The organism is Streptomyces sp. PA03-6a, from assembly GCF_033792765.1.
In the GTDB taxonomy this organism is placed as follows: Bacteria; Actinomycetota; Actinomycetes; order Streptomycetales; family Streptomycetaceae; genus Actinacidiphila.
Genome location: NZ_JARAVK010000022.1, coordinates 36,788 through 59,558 on the forward strand (window position 1 = coordinate 36,788; position 22,771 = coordinate 59,558).

At 73.1% G+C, this 22,771-nt stretch carries 25 protein-coding genes; 14 read left to right on the plus strand and 11 right to left on the minus strand.

Going from position 1 to position 22,771, the window contains the following annotated elements; genetic code table 11:
- Window positions 1–115: 115 nt before the first annotated feature.
- Window positions 116–577: a DUF5709 domain-containing protein gene (locus PV350_RS08345; protein ID WP_499509595.1), complete on the plus strand. Its 462-nt coding sequence runs from the start codon at window positions 116–118 to the stop codon at window positions 575–577.
- A 40-nt stretch (window positions 578–617) separates the two neighbouring features.
- On the opposite strand, the gene PV350_RS08350 is transcribed toward PV350_RS08345, so the two are convergent.
- Complete coding sequence (locus PV350_RS08350) at window positions 618–2,192, minus strand: MFS transporter (protein ID WP_500333265.1); 1,575 nt, start codon at window positions 2,190–2,192, stop codon at window positions 618–620.
- Between the two features lie 139 nt (window positions 2,193–2,331).
- Here PV350_RS08350 and PV350_RS08355 point away from each other — a divergent pair, with 139 nt between their 5' ends.
- Complete coding sequence (locus PV350_RS08355) at window positions 2,332–2,910, plus strand: dihydrofolate reductase family protein (RefSeq protein WP_500333266.1); 579 nt, start codon at window positions 2,332–2,334, stop codon at window positions 2,908–2,910.
- Between the two features lie 59 nt (window positions 2,911–2,969).
- Window positions 2,970–3,998, plus strand: coding sequence for an MsnO8 family LLM class oxidoreductase (locus tag PV350_RS08360; RefSeq protein WP_499509598.1), 1,029 nt, complete (start codon window positions 2,970–2,972; stop codon window positions 3,996–3,998).
- 206 nt (window positions 3,999–4,204) lie between these two features.
- Here the strand turns inward: PV350_RS08360 and PV350_RS08365 are convergent, their stop codons facing one another.
- The gene (locus PV350_RS08365) at window positions 4,205–4,402 is read right to left on the minus strand and encodes a hypothetical protein (RefSeq protein ID WP_499509599.1); all 198 of its coding nucleotides are present in this window, start codon (window positions 4,400–4,402) and stop codon (window positions 4,205–4,207) included.
- Window positions 4,403–4,544: 142 nt separating this feature from the next.
- Here PV350_RS08365 and PV350_RS08370 point away from each other — a divergent pair, with 142 nt between their 5' ends.
- Window positions 4,545–5,687 carry a glutathione-independent formaldehyde dehydrogenase gene (locus PV350_RS08370; protein ID WP_499509600.1) on the plus strand — a complete coding sequence of 381 codons (1,143 nt, stop codon included), beginning with the start codon at window positions 4,545–4,547 and terminating at the stop codon, window positions 5,685–5,687.
- A gap of 30 nt (window positions 5,688–5,717) precedes the next feature.
- On the opposite strand, the gene PV350_RS08375 is transcribed toward PV350_RS08370, so the two are convergent.
- The 3 genes from PV350_RS08375 to PV350_RS08385 all read right to left on the minus strand — a co-directional run bounded on the left by PV350_RS08375 (window position 5,718) and on the right by PV350_RS08385 (window position 7,133).
- Window positions 5,718–5,957, minus strand: coding sequence for a hypothetical protein (locus tag PV350_RS08375; protein WP_499509601.1), 240 nt, complete (start codon window positions 5,955–5,957; stop codon window positions 5,718–5,720).
- 109 nt (window positions 5,958–6,066) lie between these two features.
- On the minus strand, window positions 6,067–6,306 hold the full coding sequence (locus tag PV350_RS08380) for a DUF397 domain-containing protein (protein ID WP_499509602.1): 240 nt from the start codon (window positions 6,304–6,306) through the stop codon (window positions 6,067–6,069).
- 5 nt (window positions 6,307–6,311) lie between these two features.
- Complete coding sequence (locus PV350_RS08385; RefSeq protein WP_499516718.1) at window positions 6,312–7,133, minus strand: Sco1979 family transcriptional regulator; 822 nt, start codon at window positions 7,131–7,133, stop codon at window positions 6,312–6,314.
- Between the two features lie 167 nt (window positions 7,134–7,300).
- On the opposite strand from PV350_RS08385, the gene PV350_RS08390 reads away from it, so the two are divergent.
- Together PV350_RS08390 and PV350_RS08395 are read left to right on the plus strand one after the other, a co-directional pair.
- Entirely contained in the window at window positions 7,301–7,735 is a 435-nt protein-coding gene (locus tag PV350_RS08390; RefSeq protein WP_499509603.1) for an ATP-binding protein, read from the plus strand.
- A 290-nt stretch (window positions 7,736–8,025) separates the two neighbouring features.
- On the plus strand, window positions 8,026–8,196 hold the full coding sequence (locus PV350_RS08395) for a hypothetical protein (RefSeq protein ID WP_018560806.1): 171 nt from the start codon (window positions 8,026–8,028) through the stop codon (window positions 8,194–8,196).
- 94 nt (window positions 8,197–8,290) lie between these two features.
- Here PV350_RS08395 and PV350_RS08400 read toward each other — a convergent pair whose 3' ends face one another.
- The 3 genes from PV350_RS08400 to PV350_RS08410 are packed head-to-tail and all read right to left on the minus strand — an operon-like array spanning window position 8,291 to window position 9,570.
- Window positions 8,291–8,677, minus strand: coding sequence for a (2Fe-2S) ferredoxin domain-containing protein (locus PV350_RS08400; protein ID WP_499509604.1), 387 nt, complete (start codon window positions 8,675–8,677; stop codon window positions 8,291–8,293).
- Window positions 8,674–9,060: a PPOX class F420-dependent oxidoreductase gene (locus PV350_RS08405; protein WP_499509605.1), complete on the minus strand. Its 387-nt coding sequence runs from the start codon at window positions 9,058–9,060 to the stop codon at window positions 8,674–8,676. The genes PV350_RS08400 and PV350_RS08405 overlap by 4 nt, the downstream gene beginning before the upstream one ends.
- Before the next feature lie 9 nt (window positions 9,061–9,069).
- Complete coding sequence (locus PV350_RS08410; RefSeq protein ID WP_499509606.1) at window positions 9,070–9,570, minus strand: GNAT family N-acetyltransferase; 501 nt, start codon at window positions 9,568–9,570, stop codon at window positions 9,070–9,072.
- Between the two features lie 72 nt (window positions 9,571–9,642).
- Here PV350_RS08410 and PV350_RS08415 point away from each other — a divergent pair, with 72 nt between their 5' ends.
- The 7 genes from PV350_RS08415 (at window position 9,643) to PV350_RS08445 (ending at window position 19,280) form a co-directional block, all read left to right on the plus strand.
- Entirely contained in the window at window positions 9,643–10,446 is an 804-nt protein-coding gene (locus PV350_RS08415; RefSeq protein ID WP_499509607.1) for an exodeoxyribonuclease III, read from the plus strand.
- 31 nt (window positions 10,447–10,477) lie between these two features.
- Window positions 10,478–11,653: a barstar family protein gene (locus PV350_RS08420; protein ID WP_500333267.1), complete on the plus strand. Its 1,176-nt coding sequence runs from the start codon at window positions 10,478–10,480 to the stop codon at window positions 11,651–11,653.
- Between the two features lie 93 nt (window positions 11,654–11,746).
- Window positions 11,747–12,373: a GntR family transcriptional regulator gene (locus PV350_RS08425; RefSeq protein ID WP_499509609.1), complete on the plus strand. Its 627-nt coding sequence runs from the start codon at window positions 11,747–11,749 to the stop codon at window positions 12,371–12,373.
- 178 nt (window positions 12,374–12,551) lie between these two features.
- Complete coding sequence (aceE, locus tag PV350_RS08430; protein WP_500333268.1) at window positions 12,552–15,227, plus strand: pyruvate dehydrogenase (acetyl-transferring), homodimeric type; 2,676 nt, start codon at window positions 12,552–12,554, stop codon at window positions 15,225–15,227.
- Window positions 15,228–15,354: 127 nt separating this feature from the next.
- Complete coding sequence (locus tag PV350_RS08435) at window positions 15,355–15,834, plus strand: MarR family winged helix-turn-helix transcriptional regulator (RefSeq protein WP_499509611.1); 480 nt, start codon at window positions 15,355–15,357, stop codon at window positions 15,832–15,834.
- 32 nt (window positions 15,835–15,866) lie between these two features.
- The gene (locus tag PV350_RS08440) at window positions 15,867–17,615 is read left to right on the plus strand and encodes an MFS transporter (RefSeq protein ID WP_500333269.1); all 1,749 of its coding nucleotides are present in this window, start codon (window positions 15,867–15,869) and stop codon (window positions 17,613–17,615) included.
- Window positions 17,616–17,753: 138 nt separating this feature from the next.
- Window positions 17,754–19,280, plus strand: coding sequence for a glutamate synthase subunit beta (locus PV350_RS08445; protein ID WP_500333272.1), 1,527 nt, complete (start codon window positions 17,754–17,756; stop codon window positions 19,278–19,280).
- On the opposite strand, the gene PV350_RS08450 is transcribed toward PV350_RS08445, so the two are convergent.
- From PV350_RS08450 to PV350_RS08460, 3 genes are all read right to left on the minus strand, one after another.
- Complete coding sequence (locus PV350_RS08450) at window positions 19,249–20,286, minus strand: Gfo/Idh/MocA family protein (protein ID WP_499509613.1); 1,038 nt, start codon at window positions 20,284–20,286, stop codon at window positions 19,249–19,251. The two genes, PV350_RS08445 and PV350_RS08450, sit on opposite strands and share 32 nt — an antisense overlap.
- A 199-nt stretch (window positions 20,287–20,485) precedes the next feature.
- Window positions 20,486–21,124, minus strand: coding sequence for a mycothiol-dependent nitroreductase Rv2466c family protein (locus tag PV350_RS08455; RefSeq protein ID WP_499509614.1), 639 nt, complete (start codon window positions 21,122–21,124; stop codon window positions 20,486–20,488).
- Between the two features lie 67 nt (window positions 21,125–21,191).
- Window positions 21,192–22,046, minus strand: coding sequence for an oxidoreductase (locus tag PV350_RS08460; RefSeq protein WP_499509615.1), 855 nt, complete (start codon window positions 22,044–22,046; stop codon window positions 21,192–21,194).
- 144 nt (window positions 22,047–22,190) lie between these two features.
- Between PV350_RS08460 and PV350_RS08465 the strand changes: the two genes are divergently transcribed.
- On the plus strand, window positions 22,191–22,769 hold the full coding sequence (locus PV350_RS08465) for a helix-turn-helix domain-containing protein (protein WP_499509616.1): 579 nt from the start codon (window positions 22,191–22,193) through the stop codon (window positions 22,767–22,769).
- Window positions 22,770–22,771: the final 2 nt, after the last annotated feature.

The window sequence follows — 22,771 nt, forward strand, 5'->3', positions numbered from 1 at the left end:
TCACCCTTCCGGGTGGCGATCGGCGTCCGGACGGAAGAGTGTGGAGGGGAAGAGGGGGCGCGCGGCCCGCGAGGCGGCGCCGAGGCGGTGGCGGCGCGTGAGCGAGGAGACGGACATGCGAGAGAACGAGATGGGTGACGAGGTCTACCAGCCGGACGGGTCAGAGGTGCAGGACGACGCCGGGCTGCTGGAGCCCGAGGACACCCTGGACTACCACGGTGTCGACCAGATACTCGACGAGGGCTACTCACCGCCGGAGCGGCCCTGGGCGGTGAACAAGCCCGCCATCACCGCGGCGGGCCGCCTGCGGGGCGAGACGCTCGACGAACGCCTGGCCGAGGAGCTCCCGGACCTGCCGGTCCCCGACGGGGACGGCATCGGGGACGCGTGGGACACCGACGGGGAGCTGATCGACGGCGAGGTCGGGGGCCCGCGTGCCGGGCGTCTGGTCGCCCCCGACGAGGGCGCGCACTACGAGACCGAGGGCATGGTCGCCCAGGACATCGGCATCGACGGGGCGGCCGCCTCCGCCGAGGAGGCCGCGATGCATCTCGTACCGGAGTCCGAGGAGTACTGAGCCCTCCTGACCCGGTCCCGTCGGGACCCGGTCGCGCGGGTCACCCGGCCGGGGGGCGGTCCTTGCGCATGTCCGGCCCGCCGCCGGTCACCGTCCCGCATGCGGACTCCTCGCCGCTCTGCAGGGGCGGAGCGCCGATGGCGCAGTAGTGCTTGCACGCCGGAGCCGGCTTGGCCGGCTCTTCGGGGGTCTCGCGGAGCACGTCGGAGCGGATGCCGAACCAGGCGAGAAGCGAGCCCACCACGAGCATCCCGGCGCAGATCGTGACGGCGACCCGGAACCCGTGGCCGAAGGCGGCCGGGTCCTCGTAGTCGTCGCCGGAGAGCCCGGCCATGAGCGGCAGGGCGGCCACCGCGAGGAGGCCCGCCGCACGGGCCACGGCGTTGTTCACCCCGGACGCGGTGCCCGCGAGCCGCACCTCGGCGGCGCCGAGGACGGTGGCCGTGAGCGGGGCGACCGTGGTCGCCAGGCCCAGGGCGAACACGCACACCGCGGGCAGGACGTCGGCGACGTACGAGGCGTCCGCGCCGATCCGCAGCATCAGCAGCAGGCCGACGGCGGAGATCGCCGGCCCGACCGTCATGGGGATCCGCGGCCCGATGCGCTCGGCGAGCCGGCCCGCGCGCTCCGACAGCGCCAGCATGATGACCGTGATGGGCAGCAGCGCCGTCCCGGACGCCAGGGGGGAGTACCCGGCCTCGGTCTGCAGCTCCAGCACCAGGAAGAAGAACAGGCCGCCGAGCGCCGCGTAGACCGCGAAGGTGACCAGGTTCGCGGCGGTGAACTGGCGGTTCGAGAAGAGCCTCGGCGGCAGCATCGGGTGCGGGCTGCGCCGCTCGGTCACCACGAACCCGGCGAACGCGGCCAGGCCCGCCGCGCCGGAGACGCAGACGGCGGCGATGTCCGGGTGGCTTCCGCCCGCGGAGATCAGGGCGTAGGTGACCCCGGCGAGGCCGACCGCACCGAGCACGGCGCCCGCGACGTCGAAGCCGCCGGTGACGCTCTCGTCGCGGCTCTCCGGGACGTGCCGGGAGGCGACCGCGATGACCAGGACGGCCAGCGGGAGGTTGATGAAGAACACCCAGCGCCAGCTGACGGCGTCGACCAGCCAGCCGCCGAGCAGCGGCCCCAGCGCCCCCGCGATGCCGCCCAGGCCCGACCACACGCCGATCGCGCGGGCCCGGTCCTGGGACGCGAAGGACGCCTGGATCAGGGCCAGCGACCCGGGGGTGAGCAGCGCCCCGCCGACACCCTGCAGGGCGCGGGCGGCGATCAGCACCTCGATGCTGGGGGCGATGCCGCACAGCAGGGAGGCCAGCGCGAACCACACCGTGCCGATCATGAAGACCTTGCGCCGCCCGAAGCGGTCGCCGAGCGAGCCGCCCAGCAGGATGAGCGCGGCGAGGGTCAGGGTGTAGGCGTTGATCGTCCACTGGAGGCCGGCGAGCGTGGCGCCGAGCTCCTTGCCGATCGTCGGGAGGGCGACGTTGACGACGGTGCCGTCGAGGAGGGTCATGCCCGAGCCCAGGACCACCGCCGCGAGGACCCATCGCCCGCTCGCCCCGCCCAGCGTCAGCGTGCCGGCCCGGTCCGTCGCGCCCGCGGCTTCCGTCATCCCAGCCTCCGCCATCCCCCGCCGTCCCCCGCGGGTCGTCACCGAATCTACTCTGAGGGCCGGGGTACCGCGTGGCGGTGGGATCCGTCCACGGACTACCTTGGCCCCGGTCGACGATCATCGCGTACCGGGGGGAAGCATGCGCAGGCTGACGTATTTCGTGGCGTCCACGATCGACGGATTCGTGGCCGGGCCGGAGGGCGAGTACGACTTCCTCGCGGCCGTGGGCGACCACATGGAGACGGTCCTCGCCGAGTACCCGGAGACCCTGCCGGCGCAGGCCCGCGGCCCGCTGGGCATCGCCGACGCGCCGAACCGGCGGTTCGACACGGTGCTGATGGGCCGGGCCACCTACGAGGTGGGGCTGCCCTTCGGGCTCACCAGTCCCTATCCGCACCTGCGGCAGTACGTGGTGTCCGGCGGCATGACGGCGAGCCCGGACCCCGCTGTGGAGCTGGTCTCCGGTGACCCGCTGGAGTTCGTGCGCGGGCTGAAGCAGCGGGACGGGGCGGGCATCTGGCTGTGCGGGGGCGGCCGGCTGGCGGCCTCGCTGCGCCCGGAGATCGACGAGCTGGTCGTCAAGCTCAACCCCGTGGTGGCGGGCGCCGGTGTCCCGCTGTTCGCGGGCGAGTTCGCCCCGCAGGCGTACAACGTAACCGAGGTGCGGACGCACAAAAGCGGCGTGCTGATGGTGACGTACGCCCGCCGGGAGGACTGAGCGGCGTCCGGGGCGTCCCCACCCGGGAATCCCGCGCCGCGGTGGGCGTTGCACCAAGGGTGATCGCACCGCAGCTCCCCCCGATTCCGTTCTCGATCCTCGACCGCTCCCCCGTCCGCGAGGGCGCCGAGCCCGCGCAGGCGTTGCGGGACACGGTGTGGCTGGCACGGCACGCCGAGGAGCTGGGCTACCGGCGCTTCTGGGTGTCGGAGCACCACGGGGTGCCGGGGGTGGCGGGGTCCTCGCCTGCGGTGCTGGCCGCGGCGGTCGCCGCAGCCACGTCCCGGATCCGGGTGGGCACGGGCGGGGTCATGCTGCCCAACCACCGGCCGCTGGTGGTGGCGGAGCAGTTCGGGGTGCTGGAGTCGCTGTTCCCCGGGCGGATCGACATGGGGCTGGGGCGGTCGGTGGGCTTCACGGACGGAGTGCGCCGGGCGCTGGGGCGCGATGCCCAGGCCGCCGGGGACTTCGAGGAACTGCTGACGGAGCTGCTCGGGTACTTCACCGGCACGGCAGGCCCCGGCGCGGTGCACGCGCGGCCGCCGGAGGGGATGCGCGTCCCGGTGTTCGTGCTGGCCACGGGCGCGGGAGCGGCCACGGCGGCGGCCTTCGGGCTCCCCCTGGTGATCGCCGCGGTGCGGGGCGAGGAGCGCATGCGGGAGGCGATCGAGGCCTACCGCGCGGCGTTCCGGCCCTCGGCGTGGGCGGCGCGGCCGTACGTCGTGGTGTCGACGACCGTGTCCGTCGCGGAGACGACGGAGGCCGCGCGGCGGCTGCTGGTGTCCGAGGCCTGGTCGCTGGCGCACTCGCGTACGCAGGGCGAATTCCCGCCGCTCGCGCCGCCGGACGCGGTGCTGGCGCGGCACATGACGGCGCGCGAGCGCGAGGTGTTCGAGGGGACGCTGTCGAACGGCGTCCACGGCACCGAGGACGAGGTGACGGCCGCGCTGTCGGGCCTGGCGGCACGCACCGGGGCGGACGAGGTGCTGGTCACCACGGCCGGCTACGACCGGTCGGCGCTGCTGGACTCGCACCGCCGTCTGGCGCGGCTCGCGGGGCTGGGCACACACGCCGTGGCGGCGCGCTGACCGATGGCCGGAAGGTGCCTGCGGTGATCGCCGCCGTCACGGCGGCCGAGGGAAGCGCCCGCGCCCCCAACTCGGCTGCCACGGGCCGGTCATGGTCCGCGAGAACGCCGACCTCAGTGGCCCGCCGGGAGAGTTGCCGTTACCGGCCGGGCAACTCGTCGCCCTGCGACGGCTGCCGAAGCGGCGTCACGGTCACGGGAGGGACGTCAGGCGGTGGGGCCCTCGTACACGTCGTCGTTGCGGCCCTCCGCGAACTCCCACCACGACAGCGGCAGCCAGTCACCGTCCACGAAGGCGTCGACGGCGGAGCCCCGTCCGCTGATGGCCACGCGCGTGCCCACCGGGTACACCGTGCCGGACAGGCCGGGCACGGGGACGAGCAGCGTTCCTGAGCGGTGGGCCATTCTTCCCGCCTTTCCTCGCGGTCAATCACAAATCGCCATATTCCACGTGAAGAATAGCTGGCTTGTCTCGCACTGCCCAAGGGGGCAGCATGAGAAATAGGTCACGTAAGCCGCGAATCAGACACCAATCGGAGGTGTCCACGTGAAGGCCGTCGTCTACAAAGGACCGTTCGAAGTAGCCATCGAGGAAGTCGACAATCCACGCCTGCAGCACCCCAACGACGTGATCGTCAGGGTGACGTCGACCGCGATCTGCGGCTCCGACCTGCACATGTACGAGGGCCGGACCGCCGCGGAGCCCGGCATCGTCTTCGGCCACGAGAACCTGGGGATCATCGACCAGGTCGGCGAGGGGGTCACCACCCTCAAGCAGGGCGACCGCGTGGTCATGCCCTTCAACGTCGCCTGCGGATTCTGCAAGAACTGCTCGGCGGGTTTCACCGGCTACTGCCTGACGGTCAATCCGGGGTTCGCCGGAGGCGCTTACGGCTATGTGGCCATGGGCCCCTGGCCGGGCGGTCAGGCGGAATACGTGCGCGTACCGTACGCGGACTTCAACTGTCTGAAACTGCCGGAGGGCACCGCCAACGAGTCCGACTTCGTGCTCCTCGCCGACATCTTCCCGACCGGGTACCACGGCTGTGAGCTCGCCCAGGTCTCCCCCGGCGAGAGCGTCTCGGTGTACGGCGGCGGCCCGGTCGGGCTGATGGCCGCGTACTCGGCGATGCTGCGCGGGGCGGCCAAGGTGTTCGTCGTGGACCGCGTGCCGGAGCGGCTGCAGAAGGCCGAGGAGATCGGCGCGGTCCCGATCGACTTCACCAAGGGCAGTCCGGTGGACCAGATCAAGGAGCACACGAAGGGCGAGGGCACCGACAAGGGCGTCGACGCGGTCGGCTACCAGGCCCAGGCCGGCGGCGCGGGCCGCGAGGAGCCCGCGGCGGTGCTGAACTCCCTGATCGACACCGTGCGCCCCACCGGCGCCCTGGGCATCCCCGGCCTGTACGTGCCGTCCGACCCGGGCGGCCCGGACGAGCAGGCCAAGAGCGGCCGGCTGCTGGTCGCCATCGGCCGGCTCTTCGAGAAGGGCCTGCGGCTGGGCACCGGGCAGTGCAACGTCAAGCGCTACAACCGGCAGCTGCGCGACATGATCATCGAGGGTCGCGCCCGCCCGAGCTTCGTGGTCTCCCACGAGCTGCCCCTGACGGACGCGCCGTCGGCGTACGAGAAGTTCGACAAGCGGATCGAGGGCTACACCAAGGTCGTCCTCCACCCGGGTCAGGGCTGATCCGGCGCAAGCGCGGCGCCCGGGGTCCGGTCAGCAGCTCTCCGGGCCCTGGGCGTCGTAGGGCCCGGAGGGGCTGACCTCCTCCAGGGTGTACGTGTACAGGTCGAACTCGACCAACCCGTCCGCATGCGTGGTCACCCGGGGCGGGCGGGTCCCCGGATACCGGGAGGCGATGACGTCGGCGACCCTGTGGGCGGTCGCCGCGTCGGCAGCGGCGATGCGCACGTAGGCCACTCCCGGTTCGTACAGCGGTCCGAGTTGTCCGGTCATGCTGCTCCCCTTGTCCCGTCCGTCCGGCGGATTACCGCTGGAGACAGCCCGTCGGTCGTCGCGGTTGCCCGCGCGGGCTGGGTTCACTCGAAGATGTCAATGCGGGGGCTCAGGACAGCAGGAAGTCGGCCTTCCCGTCCTTGGCGCCCTGGATGAACATCCTGATCTCGTGGTCCGTGTAGATGAGGGCCGGCCCGTCGGGGTCGGTGGACTGCCGCAGCGCGACCCTGCCGTCGGCCAGTTTCATGGCCTCCACGCAACTGCCCCCGTTGCCGCCGCTCCACGGCTTGTGCCAGCCCTCGGTACCGAGGTCGACGGCGCGCATGCCGTTGTATATGCGGTCGTCCATGTATGTCAGATCTCCTTGCGGATGCCATCGAGGATGGCTGCGGTGCTGTGTGCCGGCGCGGCTTGCGCGCACATCCGGTCGAGGGCCTCGAGGAACGCCGAGACGTCGTCCACGTCGTCCAGGTAGGCGGCGCCCACCAGGCTCTCGGTGAACACGACGTCCGGCAGCTCGCGGATCTGGAACCGGAAGATGTGGAAAGGCCCGTACATCGCCGGGTGCGGCCCGGCGTCGAAGGGCATGATCTGCAGTCTCACCTGCGGCAGCTCACAAGCCTCGGCCAGCCGGTCCAGCTGGGCGCGCATGACGCCGGGACTGCCGATGGGGCGGCGCAGCACGGTCTCGTCCATCACCACCCACAGCAGCGGGGCCTCGGGCCGGGCGATCAGCGCCTGCCGTTCCCGGCGGAGCGCGACCAGGCGCTCGAGTTCCTCCGCGGAGGCGCCCGGGCGGCCGGCCCTCAGCACGGCGCGCGCGTAGTCCTCGGTCTGCAGCAGACCGGGGACGTAGTGCGGCTCGTAGGCGCGGATGATGGCCGCCTCGCCCTCGAGGCTGACGAAGGCGCTGAACCAGGACGGCAGGACGTCGCGGTAACGGTGCCACCAGCCGGGACGGTTGCCCTGCCGGGCGAGGTCGATGAAGGTCGCCGCCTCGGCGGCGTCGACGCCGTACAGCGCCAGCAGCTTCTCCACGTACGGGATGCGCAGGCCGACCTCGGCCTTCTCCATCCGGCGCACGGTGGCATGGGTGACGTCCAGCTCGCGCGCGGCCTGTTCGTACGAGCAACCCGCCTTCTCCCGCAGGTCGTGGAGGCGTTTGCCGAGGATCACGCGGAGGACGGTCGGCGCCCCGCTCGCCTTCGCCTCACCCACGTCGCAACTCACGCATGGCAGCAGTGTGCCATGTCAGGAATGGAACCCACACCCTGATACTAGCGATTGTGCAATTTGCAGAATGACCCTTGCCTTCTGTGCAAGCAGTGGCCATAGTTGCGTGTGTGCTCTTTGCCCTCAGCGCCCGGGACACCTTCCGGCTCCGACTGCCGGCGCAGGCCTCGTCGGTCGGCGTCGCGCGGCGCCAGGTGCGTTCCGCGCTGAGCGGATGGGGCCTGGCGGAACTGGGCGACGACGCCGGCCTCGTGGTGAGCGAACTCTTCACCAACGCGGTCGTGCACAGCGGCAGCGACCACGTCGCGTGCCTGCTCTGGACGGCGGGCGGCACGCTGCACATCGAGGTCGTCGACGAAGGGCGCGGGCCCGCGGGTCCCCAGGCACGTGCGGCCGCCGACGGCGACGAGAACGGCCGCGGGCTGGCCCTCGTCGCCCATTTGGCCGAAGGCTGGGGCGTTCGTCCGCCGGCGCACGGCACCGGTCGCGCGGTGTGGGCGACCCTCTCCTGCGCCCGCCCCGGGGCGGTCCGGCGCAGCGGTTGAACACCGGGTGACGACCGCCCGGCATCCGCGGGAAGGGTGGCCGTCGCCGCGGCGCGCCGTATTGGGATGGTGGCACCCCGCGTCCGGGCATAGGCTTCTCCCGACGGAAAGGCCCTCGGGGGAGCACCAACACCCCCTGCCTCCGCCCCGGGAGGAACCGCCCACCGCGGTCCCCGCCCGGTTCCGCAACCGGCGCCACCGCGTCCGCTCAGCCATCAGCCCGACCGGGCGGTCGGCGTCCGGCAGCGGCCGGGCCGGCGTCCGGCTCACCCGACACGAAGGAGTGCGCGGTGACACCCGAGAAGTCAAAGCGGAACCAGCTCCCCAAGGAGCCTGACGATCAGCCCGCGCAACAGCGGGAGGTGCGGAACCTGGACGTCTGGGCCAGGTCGGCACCGATCCGACTGGCCGGCTACGAGGACGATCTGAACGAGCCGCACATCCTGCGCAGCATCGACTGACCCTCCGGCACGGCCGGTTCACGGGCCGTACGGGCAACGAAGCCCGTACGGCCCCTGCCGTGTCCCGGGCCTCGCGGCGGCGTTTCCGGCCCGCTCAGCCTGCCGCGTCCACGGCGCGGCCGCCCGGCGGTTCGATGGCGTAGAGGTCCAGGACGTCGGGCGGTACGGCGCGGCCCGGTCCCCCGGCGCGCACCCACGCGACGATGTCGCCGAGGGCGGCGGGGTCGTTGACCAGGCCGAGCCAGACCGGCCGGCCTCCGGCCGCGCGCCCCTCCGGCGAGGGCTGCACGACGACGACGTTGGCCTGTTCGCACACGTCGAGGCACTCGGTGACGCGTACCCGGCAGACCCCGGCGAGTTCCCGCCGGAGCAGGTCGAGTTGAGCGTCGTGGTCGACGCCGGGGACCTTCTCCGTACCGCAGCAGCAGTCGCGGCAGACGCTCACCGTGCAGGCGCCCTGCCGCGGCACACCGCCGCTCACGTGAGGGTGATCCGCACGCCCACCGTGCCCTCGCGGCCGCGGCGCAGCCGGCTGCCGAACAGGGTCAGCCGGCCGATCAGGCCGTACTTGCGTGCGACCAGGGAACGGTAGCGCTCGGTCTCCTGCGGTCCGAGGATCTCGGCGCGCGCGGGCACCTGCTCCCCGGTGGGGTTGCCGCGTACGTCGCAGGGGCCGACCAGTACGTCGGCGCGGTTGCGGATTCGCTTGACCTTGCCGGAGTCCGCCGCGGTCCAGGCGCCGACCGCCTCACCGTCGCGGACCACCCAGACCGGGGTGGCAACGGTACGGCCGTCCCGCCGGTAGGTGGTCACCAGTACGTACTTGCCCGCCGCGAGCCGGGCGGACGCGCTGTCCTCGATCATGGACCAAGGCTACGCGGGAACGGCCTCCTCGGCCGGTGCCCGGAGCGTTTTGCCCAGGCACACGCTGAGCGGACTGTCCTTGTAGTGGCCGAACTTGGTCACCGGCGTGTAGCCGCAGGAGGCGTAGAGGGCGATCGCCTCCGGCTGCATCTGCCCCGTCTCCAGCACCATCCGGGTGCGGCCCGCCGCGGCGGCGCCGGCCTCCAGTGCGGCGAGCATCCGGCGTGCGAAGCCCCGGCCCCGGGCCTGCGGCACCACGTACATGCGCTTGACCTCGGCGTCGCCGTCCTCGAAGCCCTCCGGGGAGGCGTCCTGACCGCGCCAGCCGCCGGTCGCCACGGGGGCGCCGTCGAGGTAACCGACCATGAACTCGCCCTGCGGGCCGTCGAAGTGGTCGGGGTCCATCGCCGTCTCGTCGGGGCCGCCGTACCGCACGACGTACTCCTGCTGCACCTGCTCGGTCAGCAGCACGGCGTCGGGGTGGTCGTAGCGCGTCTTCCGGATCTCCACCCGCACATCGTACGGGTGTGCGGCCTACGCCCCGGTACGGGCGCCCTCGGGCGGGCCGGTATCGTCCCCGTCATGCTCACCGTGACGACCGTGAACGTGAACGGGCTGCGCGCCGCGGCCAAGAAGGGCTTCCTCCCCTGGCTGGAGGCGACCACGGCCGACGTGGTGTGCCTCCAGGAGGTCCGCGCCGAGGCCGCGCAGCTGCCCGAGGAGGTCCGTGCGCCCGAGGGCTGGCACGTGCTCCACGCCCCGGCGGCCGCGAAGGGCCGGGCCGGGGTGTCCCTCTACTCGCGGCAGGAACCGTCCGCGAGCCGGATCGGCTTCGGCTCGGAGGAGTTCGACGGCTCCGGCCGCTACGCGGAGATCGACCTGCCCGGCGTGACGGTCGCCAGCCTCTACCTCCCCTCGGGCGAGGTCGGCACGGAGCGACAGGAGGAGAAGGAGCGCTTCATGGCGGCGTTCCTGGAGCACATGGTCAAGCTGCGGGAGAAGGCCGCCGCCGCCGGCCGCGAGGTGCTGATCTGCGGCGACTGGAACATCGCGCACACCGAGCGCGACCTCAGGAACTGGCGGGCCAACCAGAAGAACGCCGGCTTCCTCCCCGAGGAGCGGGCGTGGCTCTCCCGCGTCTACGACGAGGCCGGGTACACCGACGTCGTGCGCCACCTCACCCCGGAGGGCGAGGGCCCGTACACGTGGTGGTCCTACCGCGGCCGCGCCTTCGACAACGACAGCGGCTGGCGCATCGACCTCCACGTCGCGACCCGCGGCCTGGCGGCCCGGGCGGCGCAGACCCGGGTCGAGCGCGCGGACACGCACCCCGAGCGCTGGTCCGACCACGCGCCGGTGACGGTCGCCTACGATCTCGGCCGGTAGGTCCTCCAGGGGAGCAGGGGGAACCGGGGGCATGCGGCGGCACTGGCCGCGGGGCGTGGAGCGCACGGACCGTCCGGGCTTCGCGCTGTCCCGGTCCGGGGACGGCCTGCTGTGGGGCGTGTGCGCGCGGGTGTCGGGGCTGCTCGTGGACCCGTACCGGCGTCCGTACCAGCTCGTCGCGTGCGAACCGTCCGGCCCGCTGCTCGACGTCCTGGACGGGCCGGGCACGGGATTCCCCGGTGACCTCTGGCTGAGCCCGCGGGACTGCGGGCGGCACGCCGCGCCGGATCCGTTCGACGACCCGCACGCGCCTTGGCGGCTGGAGGACGCGCGGATCACGGGTCACCGCCGTCGCCGCGGCGCGCCCGCCGCGTGGGACGTGTTCCTGGACGCCGTGGACGGGTGGCCCGAGCCGCCCGGCGAACCCTGCCTCGCGGCGGGGCTGCTGATCCACGACGGACACCGGGCCCTGGGCGTCTGCCGGGACGCCTCGGACGTCGTCCCGCCGGACGGAGCGCCGTCCCGGACGCCGCTGCGGCTGCTCGGCTGCGCGCCCGGCCCGGAGCTGCGGGCCGCCCTCGGAACCGGCACCCGCCGCTCCCTGCGCCTGGACGAGGCCGTGCTGGAGGTCCTCGGCGACAGGGGCGAGGCCGTCCTGGACCGGTACGTGACCGCGGAGGTCGCCGGGTGGCGGCCGTCGGCACTCGGCCCCGGGCTCGTCGACGTCGATCTCGCCGACGGCGTGTGGGAGCCCTTCCCGGCTCGTTCCCGGGCGCTGTGGGACCGGTGGCTCGCCGGGCCCCCGGCGGAGTCCGGTACCTGGTCCGGGTACGCCACCCGTGAGCGGTCGTTGTGGCTGGGCCTCGTCCGGGACCGCGGCTGCGCGGGCCCGCGTCCGGCGCGGCCCGCCGGGCTCGTGTACGACCTGGACGGCCGGCACGTCACTGACGAGCCCGGCCTCCACCTCGCGCTGGGTGAGGCGGTGAACGGTCCGGGCGGCTACTTCGGCTGCAATGCGGACGCCCTGGCCGACTGCCTACGCGGCGGCTTCGGGGTCACCACCCCGTGCACCCTGGTGTGGCGGGATTCCGCGGTCGCCCGGCGGGCGCTGGGCGTGACGCTGAACTCCCACGGGGAGCCGGACAGCCGCTTCGGCCTGGTCCTGGAGGTGCTGGCCGAGGGCGGCGTGGAAGTCGTCCTCGCCTGAGGGCGTGGCGGCACCCGGTGCCGCCGTACGGGACCGCCTAAGGGCGCCGTCGCCGTATCGTCTAGTCAGCTGCCCTTTTCCGGAGGAGTACCCATGGCGCCGCCCGTCGTCCGCTCTCTGCGCGAGCAGATCCGCGAGTTCATCGTGGACGGCATCGTCAGCGGGCGGTGGAAGCCCGGGGAGCGGATCGTCGAGCGGGGCATCGCCACCGAGCTGGAGGTCAGCCAGACGCCCGTACGGGAGGCGCTGCGGGAGCTGGAGGTCATGCGGCTGATCGAGTCCGCCCCGAACAAGGGGGTGCGGGTGCGCCGGCTGACCGCCGGGGACCTGGAGGAGATCTACCCGGTGCGGGCGGGCCTGGAGCAGATCGCCGCGGAGCTCGCGGCGCCGCGCCTGCGGCACGACCTGTCGGCGCTGGAGGCCGAGGTCGCGCTGCTGCACGAGGCCGACGAGGAGGGCGACGCCGGAGCGCAGGTACGGCACACCGTGGCGTTCCACCGCGAGCTGGTGCGCGCCTCCGGCAACAGCGTGCTGCTGCACACCTGGGAGTCGCTGGGCATCGAGGTGTGGACGGCGCTGTCGATCCGCTGGCTGGGCACCCGGCAGCGGCTGTACGCCGAGGAGCACCAAGCGGTGGTGGAGGCCTTCCGCAGGGACGACCCGCGGGTCGGTGAGCTGGTCAAGGAGCATGTGCTGGGCTGTGCCCCGCAGGGCGGCTGACGCCGGCCCGGAACACCCCCGCCCGGGAAACCCCCCACCCGGAACACCCCCCGCCCGGACGCCCGGAGCCCCCTTTGTGACCCTCGCCACAAGGTATTTGATCGATCATCGATCAGTCTTACCCTTTGAGACACGGGGACACCCCTGCCCGCACGGAACCAACTGGGAGGCGTTCACCATGACCGACGCCACGCTGAGCGCGCTCGATCACCTGCCGGACCCGGACCCGGAGGAGACCGGCGAATGGGCCGCCTCACTCGACGCGGTCACCCACGCCGCCGGCCCTGATCGCGCGGCGTACCTGATGCGCCGCACCTTCGACCACGCGCAGGCGTCCGGTCTCGCGGTCCCGTCGCTGCTGGAGACGGAGCACATCAACACCATCCCGACCGCCGCGGAGCCCGAGCTCCCCGGCGACCTGGAGATGGAGCGGCGCATCGCCGGATGGAACCGCTGGAACGCCGCCGCCATGGTGACCCGCGGCAGCCGCCTGGGCCTGGGCGGCCACATCGCCACCTTCGCCTCCGCGGCCTGGCTGTACGAGACCGGCTTCAACCACTTCTTCCGCGGCAAGGAGGGCGACGGCTCCGGCGACCAGCTGTACGTCCAGGGCCACGCCTCCCCCGGCATCTACGCCCGCGCGTTCCTCGACGGCCGGCTGACCGAGCGGCAGCTGGACAACTTCCGCCAGGAGGCCGGCGGCGACGGCCTGCCGTCCTACCCGCACCCGCGGCGACTGCCCTGGCTGTGGGAGTTCCCGACCGTGTCGATGGGCCTCGGCCCGCTCGCCGCGATCCAGCAGGCGCGCTTCAACCGCTACCTGACCCACCGCGGCATCAAGGACACCTCCGGCTCGCACGTGTGGGCCTTCCTCGGCGACGGCGAGATGGACGAGCCGGAGTCGACCGCCGCCCTCGGCCTCGCCGGCCGTGAGGGGCTGGACAACCTCACCTTCGTGATCAACTGCAACCTGCAGCGTCTCGACGGGCCGGTCCGTGCCAACTTCAAGATCGTCCAGGAGCTGGAGGCGAAGTTCCGCGCCGCCGGCTGGAACGTCGTCAAGTCGCTGTGGGGCTCCGCCTGGGACGAGCTGTTCGCCCTCGACACCACGGGCGCGCTCGTGCGGCGGCTGCGCGAGGTACCCGACGGGCAGTTCCAGACCTACGCCACCCGCGACGCCGCGTACATCCGCGAGCACTTCTTCGGCGCCGACCCGGCCCTGGCCGAGATGGCGAAACTGCTGACGGACGCCAAGATCACCGAGTGCTTCCACACCTCCCGCGGCGGCCACGAGCCGCGCAAGGTGTACGCCGCCTACCGCGCGGCCACCACGCACAAGGGCGCGCCGACCGTGATCCTCGCGCAGACCGTCAAGGGCTGGACGCTGGGCCGCGGTTTCGAGTCGCGCAACGCCAATCACCAGATGAAGAAGCTCACCCTCCCCGAGTTCCGCGCCATGCGCGACCTGCTCGAACTCCCCATCGCGGACAGCGCGCTCGCCGGGGACCTGGTGCCGTACGCCCACCCGGGCGCCGACTCCCCCGAGGTGCGCTACCTGCAGGAGCGCCGCGCCGAACTCGGCGGCCCCGCCCCGGCCCGCCGGGTGCACCCGGTGGCGCTCCCGGAGCCGTCCGCGAAGCCCTTCGAGGCCCTGGCCAAGGGCTCCGGCAGCCAGGAGATCGCGACCACGATGGCCCTGGTCCGGCTGATGAAGGACCTGATGCGGGAGAAGGAGAGCGGTCGCCGCTGGGTGCCGATCGTCCCCGACGAGGCGCGCACCTTCGGCATGGAGTCGCTCTTCCCGAGCGCGGGCATCTACTCGCCGCTCGGCCAGACCTACGACCCGGTCGACCGCGACATGCTCCTGTACTACCGGGAGGCGGAGAACGGGCAGATCCTCAACGAGGGCATCACCGAGGCCGGTTCGATGGCCTCCTTCACCGCCGCGGCGACCTCGTACGCCACGCACGGCGAGCCGATGATCCCGTTGTACATCTTCTACTCGATGTTCGGCTGGCAGCGGACCGCCGACCAGATGTGGGCCCTCGCCGACCAGCTCGGCCGCGGCTTCCTGGTCGGGGCGACCGCGGGCCGCACGACGATGACGGGTGAGGGCCTGCAGCACGCCGACGGCCACTCGCACCTGATCGCGTCCACCAACCCGGCGGCGGTCTCGTACGACCCGGCCTTCGCCTACGAGGTCGGCGTCATCGTCCGCGACGGCCTGCGCCGCATGTTCGGCCCGGACGCGGAGGACGTCTTCTACTACCTGACGGTCTACAACGAGCCCAAGATCCAGCCGGCCATGCCCGCGGAGCCGGGCGTCGAGGAAGGCATCGTCAAGGGCCTGTACCGCTTCCGCGCCGCCGACACCGCCGGGCTGTCCGCCGACGCGCCGCGGCTGCAGCTGATGGCCTCCGGCACGGCGATCCACTGGGCCCTGGAGGCGCAGCAGCTGCTGGCCGCGGAGTGGGGCGTGGCGGCGGACGTGTGGTCGGCGACCTCGTGGAGCGAGCTGCGGCGCGGTGGCCTGGCGTACGACGCGGCCCGGCTGCGCGGCGAGGACGCCCCGCTCCCCCACGTCACCCGTGTCCTGGAGGGCGCACAGGGCCCGGTGCTGGCGGTGAGCGACTGGATGCGCGGGGTGCCGGACCAGATCAGCCAGTGGGTGCCGCAGGAGTGGCACTCGATCGGCACCGACGGCTTCGGCCTGTCGGACACGCGCGATGCGGCGCGCCGCCACTTCGGCGTGGACCCGCAGTCGGTGGTCGTCGCCGCGCTGGCCGCGCTCGCCGGGCGCGGCGAGGTCAAGCGGGAGACCGTGCACGAGGCCCGGGAACGTTACGGGCTCTGAGCTCCCCGCTCCGCCCCGGGCGGGGGCATGAGGGCCGGGCACGCCGTCACAGGCGTGCCCGGCCCTCTTCCGTGTCCGCCCCCTGCGCCCCCTCCCCAGATACATAAGGCAGTGATATAAATTCCTTATGCATCTTCCCGACGACGACCCGGACCACGGCCACGCCGTCGACGTGGCGCGGGCACTGGAGCGGCTGTACCGCATGCTGCGCAGGCTCAGCCAGCCGAGCGAGCTGTCGCTGACCACGGTGGCGACGCTGTCCACGCTGGAGCAGTCCGGCCCGCTCCGGCTGACCGAGCTGGCGACCCTGGAGGGCGTCACGCAGCCGGCGATGACCCAGGTCGTGTCACGGCTGGCCGAGGCGGGACTGGCCGGTCGCGCGGCGGACCCCGCGGACGGGCGTGTGGTGCTCGTCCACATCACCGACGCGGGCCGGGAGGCCATCGCCCGGCGTCGCGCCGTGCGCGCCGAGCGGCTCGGGGAGTTGCTGGAACAGCTGAGCCCGGACGAGCGGGCGGCCCTGGTGGCCGCGCTGCCGGCCGTGGAGGCACTGACCCGGCTGGGGCCGCCCCCGGCCCCGTCGCGCCCGGCCCAGCGGAGCAGTTGATCAGGCATCGGTTTCTACGTCGGAGCACCTACATGACCGCGCATGCGCAATCGTCCCGTTCCGTGAATCCGTTCAAACAGCCGAAGGCCGTGTTCGCGGTCGCCTTCGCCTGTGTGGTCTCGTTCATGGGGATCGGTCTGGTCGACCCCATCCTGCCCGCGATATCGCAGCAACTGGACGCCACTCCGAGCCAGGTGACGCTGCTGTTCACCAGCTACCTGGTGGTGACCGCGGTCGCCATGCTCATCACCAACTGGGTCTCCAGCCGGATCGGCGCCAAGCGGACGCTGATCGCGGGCCTCGCCCTGATCGTGGTGTTCTCCGCCCTGGCCGGCACCTCGGGGAGCATCGGCGGCATCGTCGGCTTCCGGGCGGGCTGGGGCATCGGCAACGCGTTGTTCATCGCCACCTCCCTGGCGGTGATCGTGGCCTCGGCGAGCGGCGGATTCGTGGGCGCGATCATCCTCTACGAGACCGCGCTGGGCGTCGGCATCGCGGTGGGCCCGCTGCTTGGCGGCCTGCTGGGCAACGTGAGCTGGCGCGGCCCGTTCTACGGTGTCGCCGTCCTGATGGCCATCGCGCTGGTCGCCACCGTCGTCCTCGTGGAGCCGATCCCGTTGCCGGCCCGCAAGACCGGGCTGAGCGAGCCGCTGCGGGCGCTGCGCCACCGCGGCCTGCTGACGATGTCGCTGACGGCCCTCTGCTACAACTGGGCCTTCTTCACCGTGCTCGGCTACGCGCCCTTCCCGATGGGGCTCGGCGCGGTCCAGCTCGGCCTGGTCTTCACCGGCTGGGGCGCCCTCGTCGCGGTCTTCGCCGTCTTCGGGGCGCCGCGGCTGCAGGCCCGGCTGGGCATCGCGCGGACGCTCTACGCCAACCTCGCGCTGTTCGCCCTCACCGTGCTGGCCATCGCGATCTGGACCGACGACCGGACCGTGCTGATCGTCTGCGTGATCGTCGCCGGTGTCTTCATCGGCGTGAACAACACCGTCACCACCCAGGCCGTCATGACCGTCGCGCCCGTCGACCGCGCCGTCGCCTCCGCCGCGTACGGCTTCGTCCGCTTCATCGGCGGCGGCCTGGCGCCGTTCGCCGCGGGCAAGCTGGTCGAGGCCTTCGGGATCCACGTGCCGTTCTACATCGGCGCCGGGGCGCTCGTACTGGGCATCGTGATCCTCTCCACGGCCCACGGGCTGCTCAAGGAAGCCGAGAAGGTCCAGGCCGAACAGGTCGACGCCGCCCCGGAACCCGCTCCGGAGCCCGCCCCCGGGGCCGACGCCGCCCCCTCGCTGGTGCCGGTCGAGCACGACACCGCGGCGCACGACGACCCGGGGCGCGGCGCCATCGTCGCCGCCGTGGACAGCTCCCCGCACGCCGAACGGGTCGCCGCGGCCGCCGGCCGCCTCGCGACGATCAACGGCCGTACGGTGCACGTCGTCCACGTCGAGGAGGCCGCGGTCGCGGGTGACGCGGCCGCCGACCCGGAGGACCTGGAGTCCGCCCGGATCGCCGTCCGGGGGCACCTGGACCGGCTCGCCGCCCTCGGCATCCCGGCCGTCGGGCACGTGCTGCGGAACGCCACCGGCCACGGGGAGGTGGGCCGTGTGGTCGCCGAGCACGCGGAGCGCACCGGGGCCCGCGCCATCGTCGTCGGGGCGCCCACCCACGGCGGGCTGTCCGCGCTGCTGGACGCCGGCGCCGGGCAGGCCCTGATGCGGTACGCGACCTGCGACGTCGTCCTGATCAACCCGCGTTCGGCGGAGCTGGAGGCCGCGGCCTGATCCCACGGCGGAAGATCACGGTGGCCGCGCCATCGAAATACCGGCAAACCCGACGTATGGTGGCCTGACGGTGCCATGTGCCGGGGGACGCGGTCACCGTGCCTCCCCATGATCGTGACGGCGGCTCCGGAGGCGGCCATGGCCGATCCCAAGGGCTTTCTCACCACCCCCCGCCGCACCCCCGCGCGGCGCCCCGTCTGCGAGCGCGTCGAGGACTGGCAGGAGGTCTACACCGGCCAGGGCCTGCTGCCGATCATCTCCGCGCAGGCCGGCCGGTGCATGGACTGCGGCATCCCGTTCTGCCACGACGCCTGCCCGCTGGGGAACATGATCCCCGACTGGAACGACCTGGTGTACCGCGAGGACTGGGCCGCCGCGGCGGAACGGCTGCACGCCACCAACAACTTCCCCGAGTTCACCGGCCGGCTGTGCCCTGCGCCCTGCGAGAGCGCCTGCGTCCTGACCATCAACGCCGACCCCGTCACGATCAAGAACGTCGAGGTCGCCATCGCCGACCGCGCGTGGGAGGACGGCCTCGCTTCCCCCCGTCCCCCCGAGCGGCGCTCCGGCCTCACCGTCGCGGTGGTCGGCTCCGGACCCGCCGGACTCGCCGCCGCCCAGCAGCTCACCCGGGTCGGCCACACGGTGACGGTCTACGAACGGGCGGACCGGCTCGGCGGCCTCCTGCGCTACGGCATACCGGAGTTCAAGATGGAGAAGCACCATCTGGACCGGCGCCTGGCGCAGATGCGCGCCGAGGGCACGCTCTTCCGCACCGAGGTCGAGGTGGGCGCCGACCTCGACGCGGAACGGGTCGTCGCCGAGCACGACGCGGTGCTCCTGGCGGTGGGCGCCACGGCATGGCGCGAGCTGCCGGTGCCCGGACGGGAACTGGCGGGTATCCACCAGGCGATGGAGTACCTGCCGCTGGCGAACCGCGTGCAGGAGGGCGACCTGACCGAGTCGCCGGTCAGCGCCGAGGGCAAGGACGTCGTCATCGTCGGCGGCGGCGACACCGGCGCCGACTGCCTGGGCACCGTGCTCCGGCAGCACGCGGCCTCGGTCGTGCAGCTCGACATCAACCCCCTGCCGGGCGAGTACCGCCACGAGCAGGAGCCGTGGCCGGTGTACCCGCACGTCTACCGGGTCTCCCCCGCCCACGAGGAGGCCCGTGAACTGGCCCGGCGCGGCGTCTGGGACCCGGCGGAGCACGGCGGTGTGCCGCTGCCCGGCCCGGAGGGCGACATCCGGGTGTTCTCCGCCTCGACCTTCCGCTTCGAGGGCGACGACGAGGGGCACGTCCGGTCGCTCCACCTGGTCGGGGTGGAGCCGCGGCACCGCCGCCCGCAGCACGGCACCGAGCGCGTCATCCCCACCCAGCTGGTGCTGCTGGCGCTGGGGTTCTCGGGGGCCGAACGCGACAGCGGGCTGGTGACCCAGCTCGGCCTGGAACTCGACCGGCGCGGCCACGTCGTCCGCGACGCCTGCTTCGCCACCGGGGTGGAGAAGGTCTTCGTCGCGGGCGACGCGGGCCGCGGTCAGTCGCTGATCGTCTGGGCGATCGCCGAGGGCCGGTCGGCCGCGGCGGCGGTCGACCGGTGGCTCACCGGCAGCACGTGCCTGCTGGCACCGATCACGCCGACGACCCGGCCGCTGGTGGCGTGACGGCGGCGGAACGCGGACGCGGCTCGAAGCCGGCGGCGCGGTAGCAGGCGTCGATCATGCGCATCGACTCCACGGCGTCGTCGGCGTCCGTGGGCAGCGGGGCGCCGTCGCGCAGGGTCGCCGCGAACGCCTCCAGCTGGTAGGTGTACGACAGGCGCCTGCCCAGTTCCTCGACCCGCTCGCCGTCCGGCGTACGGACCACGACCCGGTCGTCCTGGTGCGGCAGTACGAAGCACGGCGCGGTGGCCTCGCCGCGGCTGCCGACGATGCGCCAGCTCATCTCGAGCGCCTCGGCGTCCATGTGGCAGCGGGCCGAGGCGGTGGCGCCGCCGGGGTACTCCAGGTCGGCGTCCAGCCATTCGTCGACACCCGGCGCCTTGGCGCGCTCCCCGCCGCGCGCGGCCACCAGGCGAGGGGCGCCGCCGGCCCACGGGGCCAGGGACCCCGCCGCGTGCAGGGAGTAGCAGCCCAGGTCCATCAGGGCGCCGCCGGCCAGCGGCAGCGACCAGCGGGGGTCCTCGTCCGCGGGCGCGGGGATGTTGACCACGGCCTCCACGTGCCGCAGCTCGCCGAGCTCACCGGACTCCAGCAGCTCGTGCAGGCGCCGGGTGACCGGGTGGTAGAGGTAGTGGAACGCCTCCATGACGACCACGCCCGCCTTGGCGGCCGCGTCACGCACCTCGACGGCCTCCTCGAGGTTGCTCGCGGAGGGCTTCTCGCTGAGCACGTGCTTGCCCGCCGCGATGGCGGCCAGGTTCCAGGGGCCGTGGAGACCGTTGGCGAGCGGGTTGTAGACGGCCTCGACCTCGGGGTCGGCGATGACGTCGGCGTACGAGTCCAGCACGCGCTCGACGCCGTGCTCGGCGGCGAAGTCCGCCGCCCGGGAGCGGTCGCGGGCGGCCACGGCGACGAGCCGGTGACCGGTCGTGCGGGCGGGGGCGGCGATGGCGGTCCCGGCGATGCGAGCGGCGCCGAGCACGCCGATGCGCAACGGTTCGGTGGTCATGCGGTGCGTACCTCTTCCATGACTGCGGGTCGGTGGTCCCCGTGGAACAACGTGCAGGCCTCGGCGATCCATCCGGCCTCGACCCCGTCGGCGACGCTACACCGCGCAGGCGAACGGCCCGCGACGGCCTCGGGGAAACCGGGCCCGAGGCCGTCGCCGCCGTCGTCGCCACCGCAGCTGCCGCCGCAGTCGCCGCGCCTCAGTCGAAGACGGGACCGGCGGTGCGGGTGCGCTTCATCTCGTAGAAGTCCGGCATGGAGGCGAGGACGACCGCGGCGTCCCAGAGGCGCCCTGCCTCCTCGCCCTTCGGGGCGGGGCTGACCACCGGGCCGAAGAACGCGGCCCTGCCACCGTCCTGACCGGGCAGGGCGACGACGGGGCTGCCGACGTCCTCGCCGACCAGGTCGACGGCTTGCTGGTGGGAGGCGCGCACCAAGGCGTCGAAGGTGTCGGTGTCACCGGCGTCCGCGAGGCTCTCGGGCAAGCCCGCGTCGCGCAGCGCGGCCGCGATCGTCGGCTTGGTCCGGGGCTGCTGGTGCAGGTGGAAGCGGGTGCCCATGGCGGTGTACAGGGGCCCCGTCACCTCGGGTCCGTAAGCCTGCGAGGCCGCGGTCAGGACCCGGACCGGCGCCCATGCCAGGCCCATCAGCTCGCGTATGCGCTCCGGCAGTTGGTCGAGACGGTCCTCGTTGAGCACGGCCAGGCTCATCACGCGCCAGGTGACGTCGACCGGCCGGATCCTCTCGACCTCGAGCATCCAGCGCGAGGTCAGCCAGGTCCAGGGGCACACCGGGTCGAGCCAGAAGTCGACGGCCGTACGGGGGCGGGATTCGTTCACAGGAGGGTCCAAACTCGGTCGCAGGAACCCTGGCGGAGGGGCCAGGGAGACGTCGGGCTCACGTCGTTCACCGGTCGGCGGGGAAATCGGTGGAGACCGTGAGGTCGGCCCAGGCGGCGAGGTCCTCGCGCAACAGCCGCTGCCCCTCTTCGACCAGACGCAGGGCGTCCGTGCCGAGGACGAGGTGGACCGGGGGGTTGTCGGCGTCCAGGACCCGCAGCAGCGCCCGGGCGGCGCGGGCCGGATCACCGGCCTGGTTGCCGCTCTTGGCCTGCCGGGCGGACCTGATGGGGTCGAACAGCGTGTCGTAGTCGGCGATGCTGCGCGGCACGCGGGTCATCGAGCGGCCCGCCCAGTCGGTGCGGAACGAACCGAGGGCGAGGGAGGTGACGTGGATGCCGAAGCCGGCGACCTCCTGGGCCAGGGACGCGGCGATCCCCTCCATGGCGAACTTGCTCGCGCCGTAGAAGGCGACTCCGGGGAGGGCGGTGAGGCCGGCCATGGACGAGAGCGTCACGATGTGCCCGCCGCGGCGCCGGCGCATGTGGGGCAGGACCGCCTTGATGACGGCGACGCTGCCGAAGACGTTGACCTCGAACTGCCGGCGCAGGTCCGCCATCGTCGACTCCTCGACGGTGCCCTCGAGGCCGTAGCCGGCGTTGCTGATCAGCACGTCGACGGGGCCGATGTTCCGTTCCACCTCGTCGACGAGGGGGACGACGGCCTGTTCGTCCGTCACGTCCAGCAGCCTGGCACTGGCACGCCCCGGGGCGAGGGCCTCGAACTCGCCGATCCGCTCCGGTGCGCGGACCGTGCCGACGACCCGGTGACCGGCGGCGAGTGCCTCCTGGGCGAAGGCGCGGCCGAGGCCGCCGCTGACACCGGTGATCAGAAACGTCTTGCTCTGGCCCTGAACGCTCATGGTGTTCCTGCTCCGGGGGAGGTAGTGGAGACGCAGTAGACGATCGGTCTACTACACGATAGGCGACCCGTGGGGGTGCGTCAAAGAGGCGGGGCCCAACCACCCCCCTTGGCCCTGTCCCGGATCTGGGATACCGTCCCGGATGTGAGAGAACCCGCCCCCACGTCCGTCGACGCCCGCCTCGCCGCGCGCCTCGCCGAGCTGCGCGACGAGCGCGGCTGGTCCCTCGACGACCTCGCGACGCGCACCGGCGTCAGCCGCTCGACGCTCTCCCGCCTCGAACGCGCCGAGATCAGCCCCACGGCAGCCCTCCTCGGGCGCCTGTGCACCGCGTACGGACGCACCATGTCCCGGCTGCTCGCCGAGGTCGAGAGCGGCGGCGAGCCCGCGCAGCTCGTTCGCGCCGCCGACCAGCGTGTCTGGACCGACACCCCGTCCGGCTTCGAGCGGCGCTCGGTCTCACCCCCGCACCCCGGACTGCGGGCCGAGATCATCGAGGGGGTGCTGCGCCCCGGTGCGGACATCGCGTACGAAGGCCCACCCGTGGCCGGGCTCGAACACCACGTGTGGCTGCGCGAGGGGGCCCTCGAGGTCACCGTCCAGGACCGCTCGCACCACCTCGCCCCCGGCGACTGCCTCCGCTACCGCCTGTGGGGCACCTCCCGCTTCCGCTGCCCCGGCCCGGACCCCGCCCGCTACGCCGTCGTGGTGGTGCTGCCATGAAG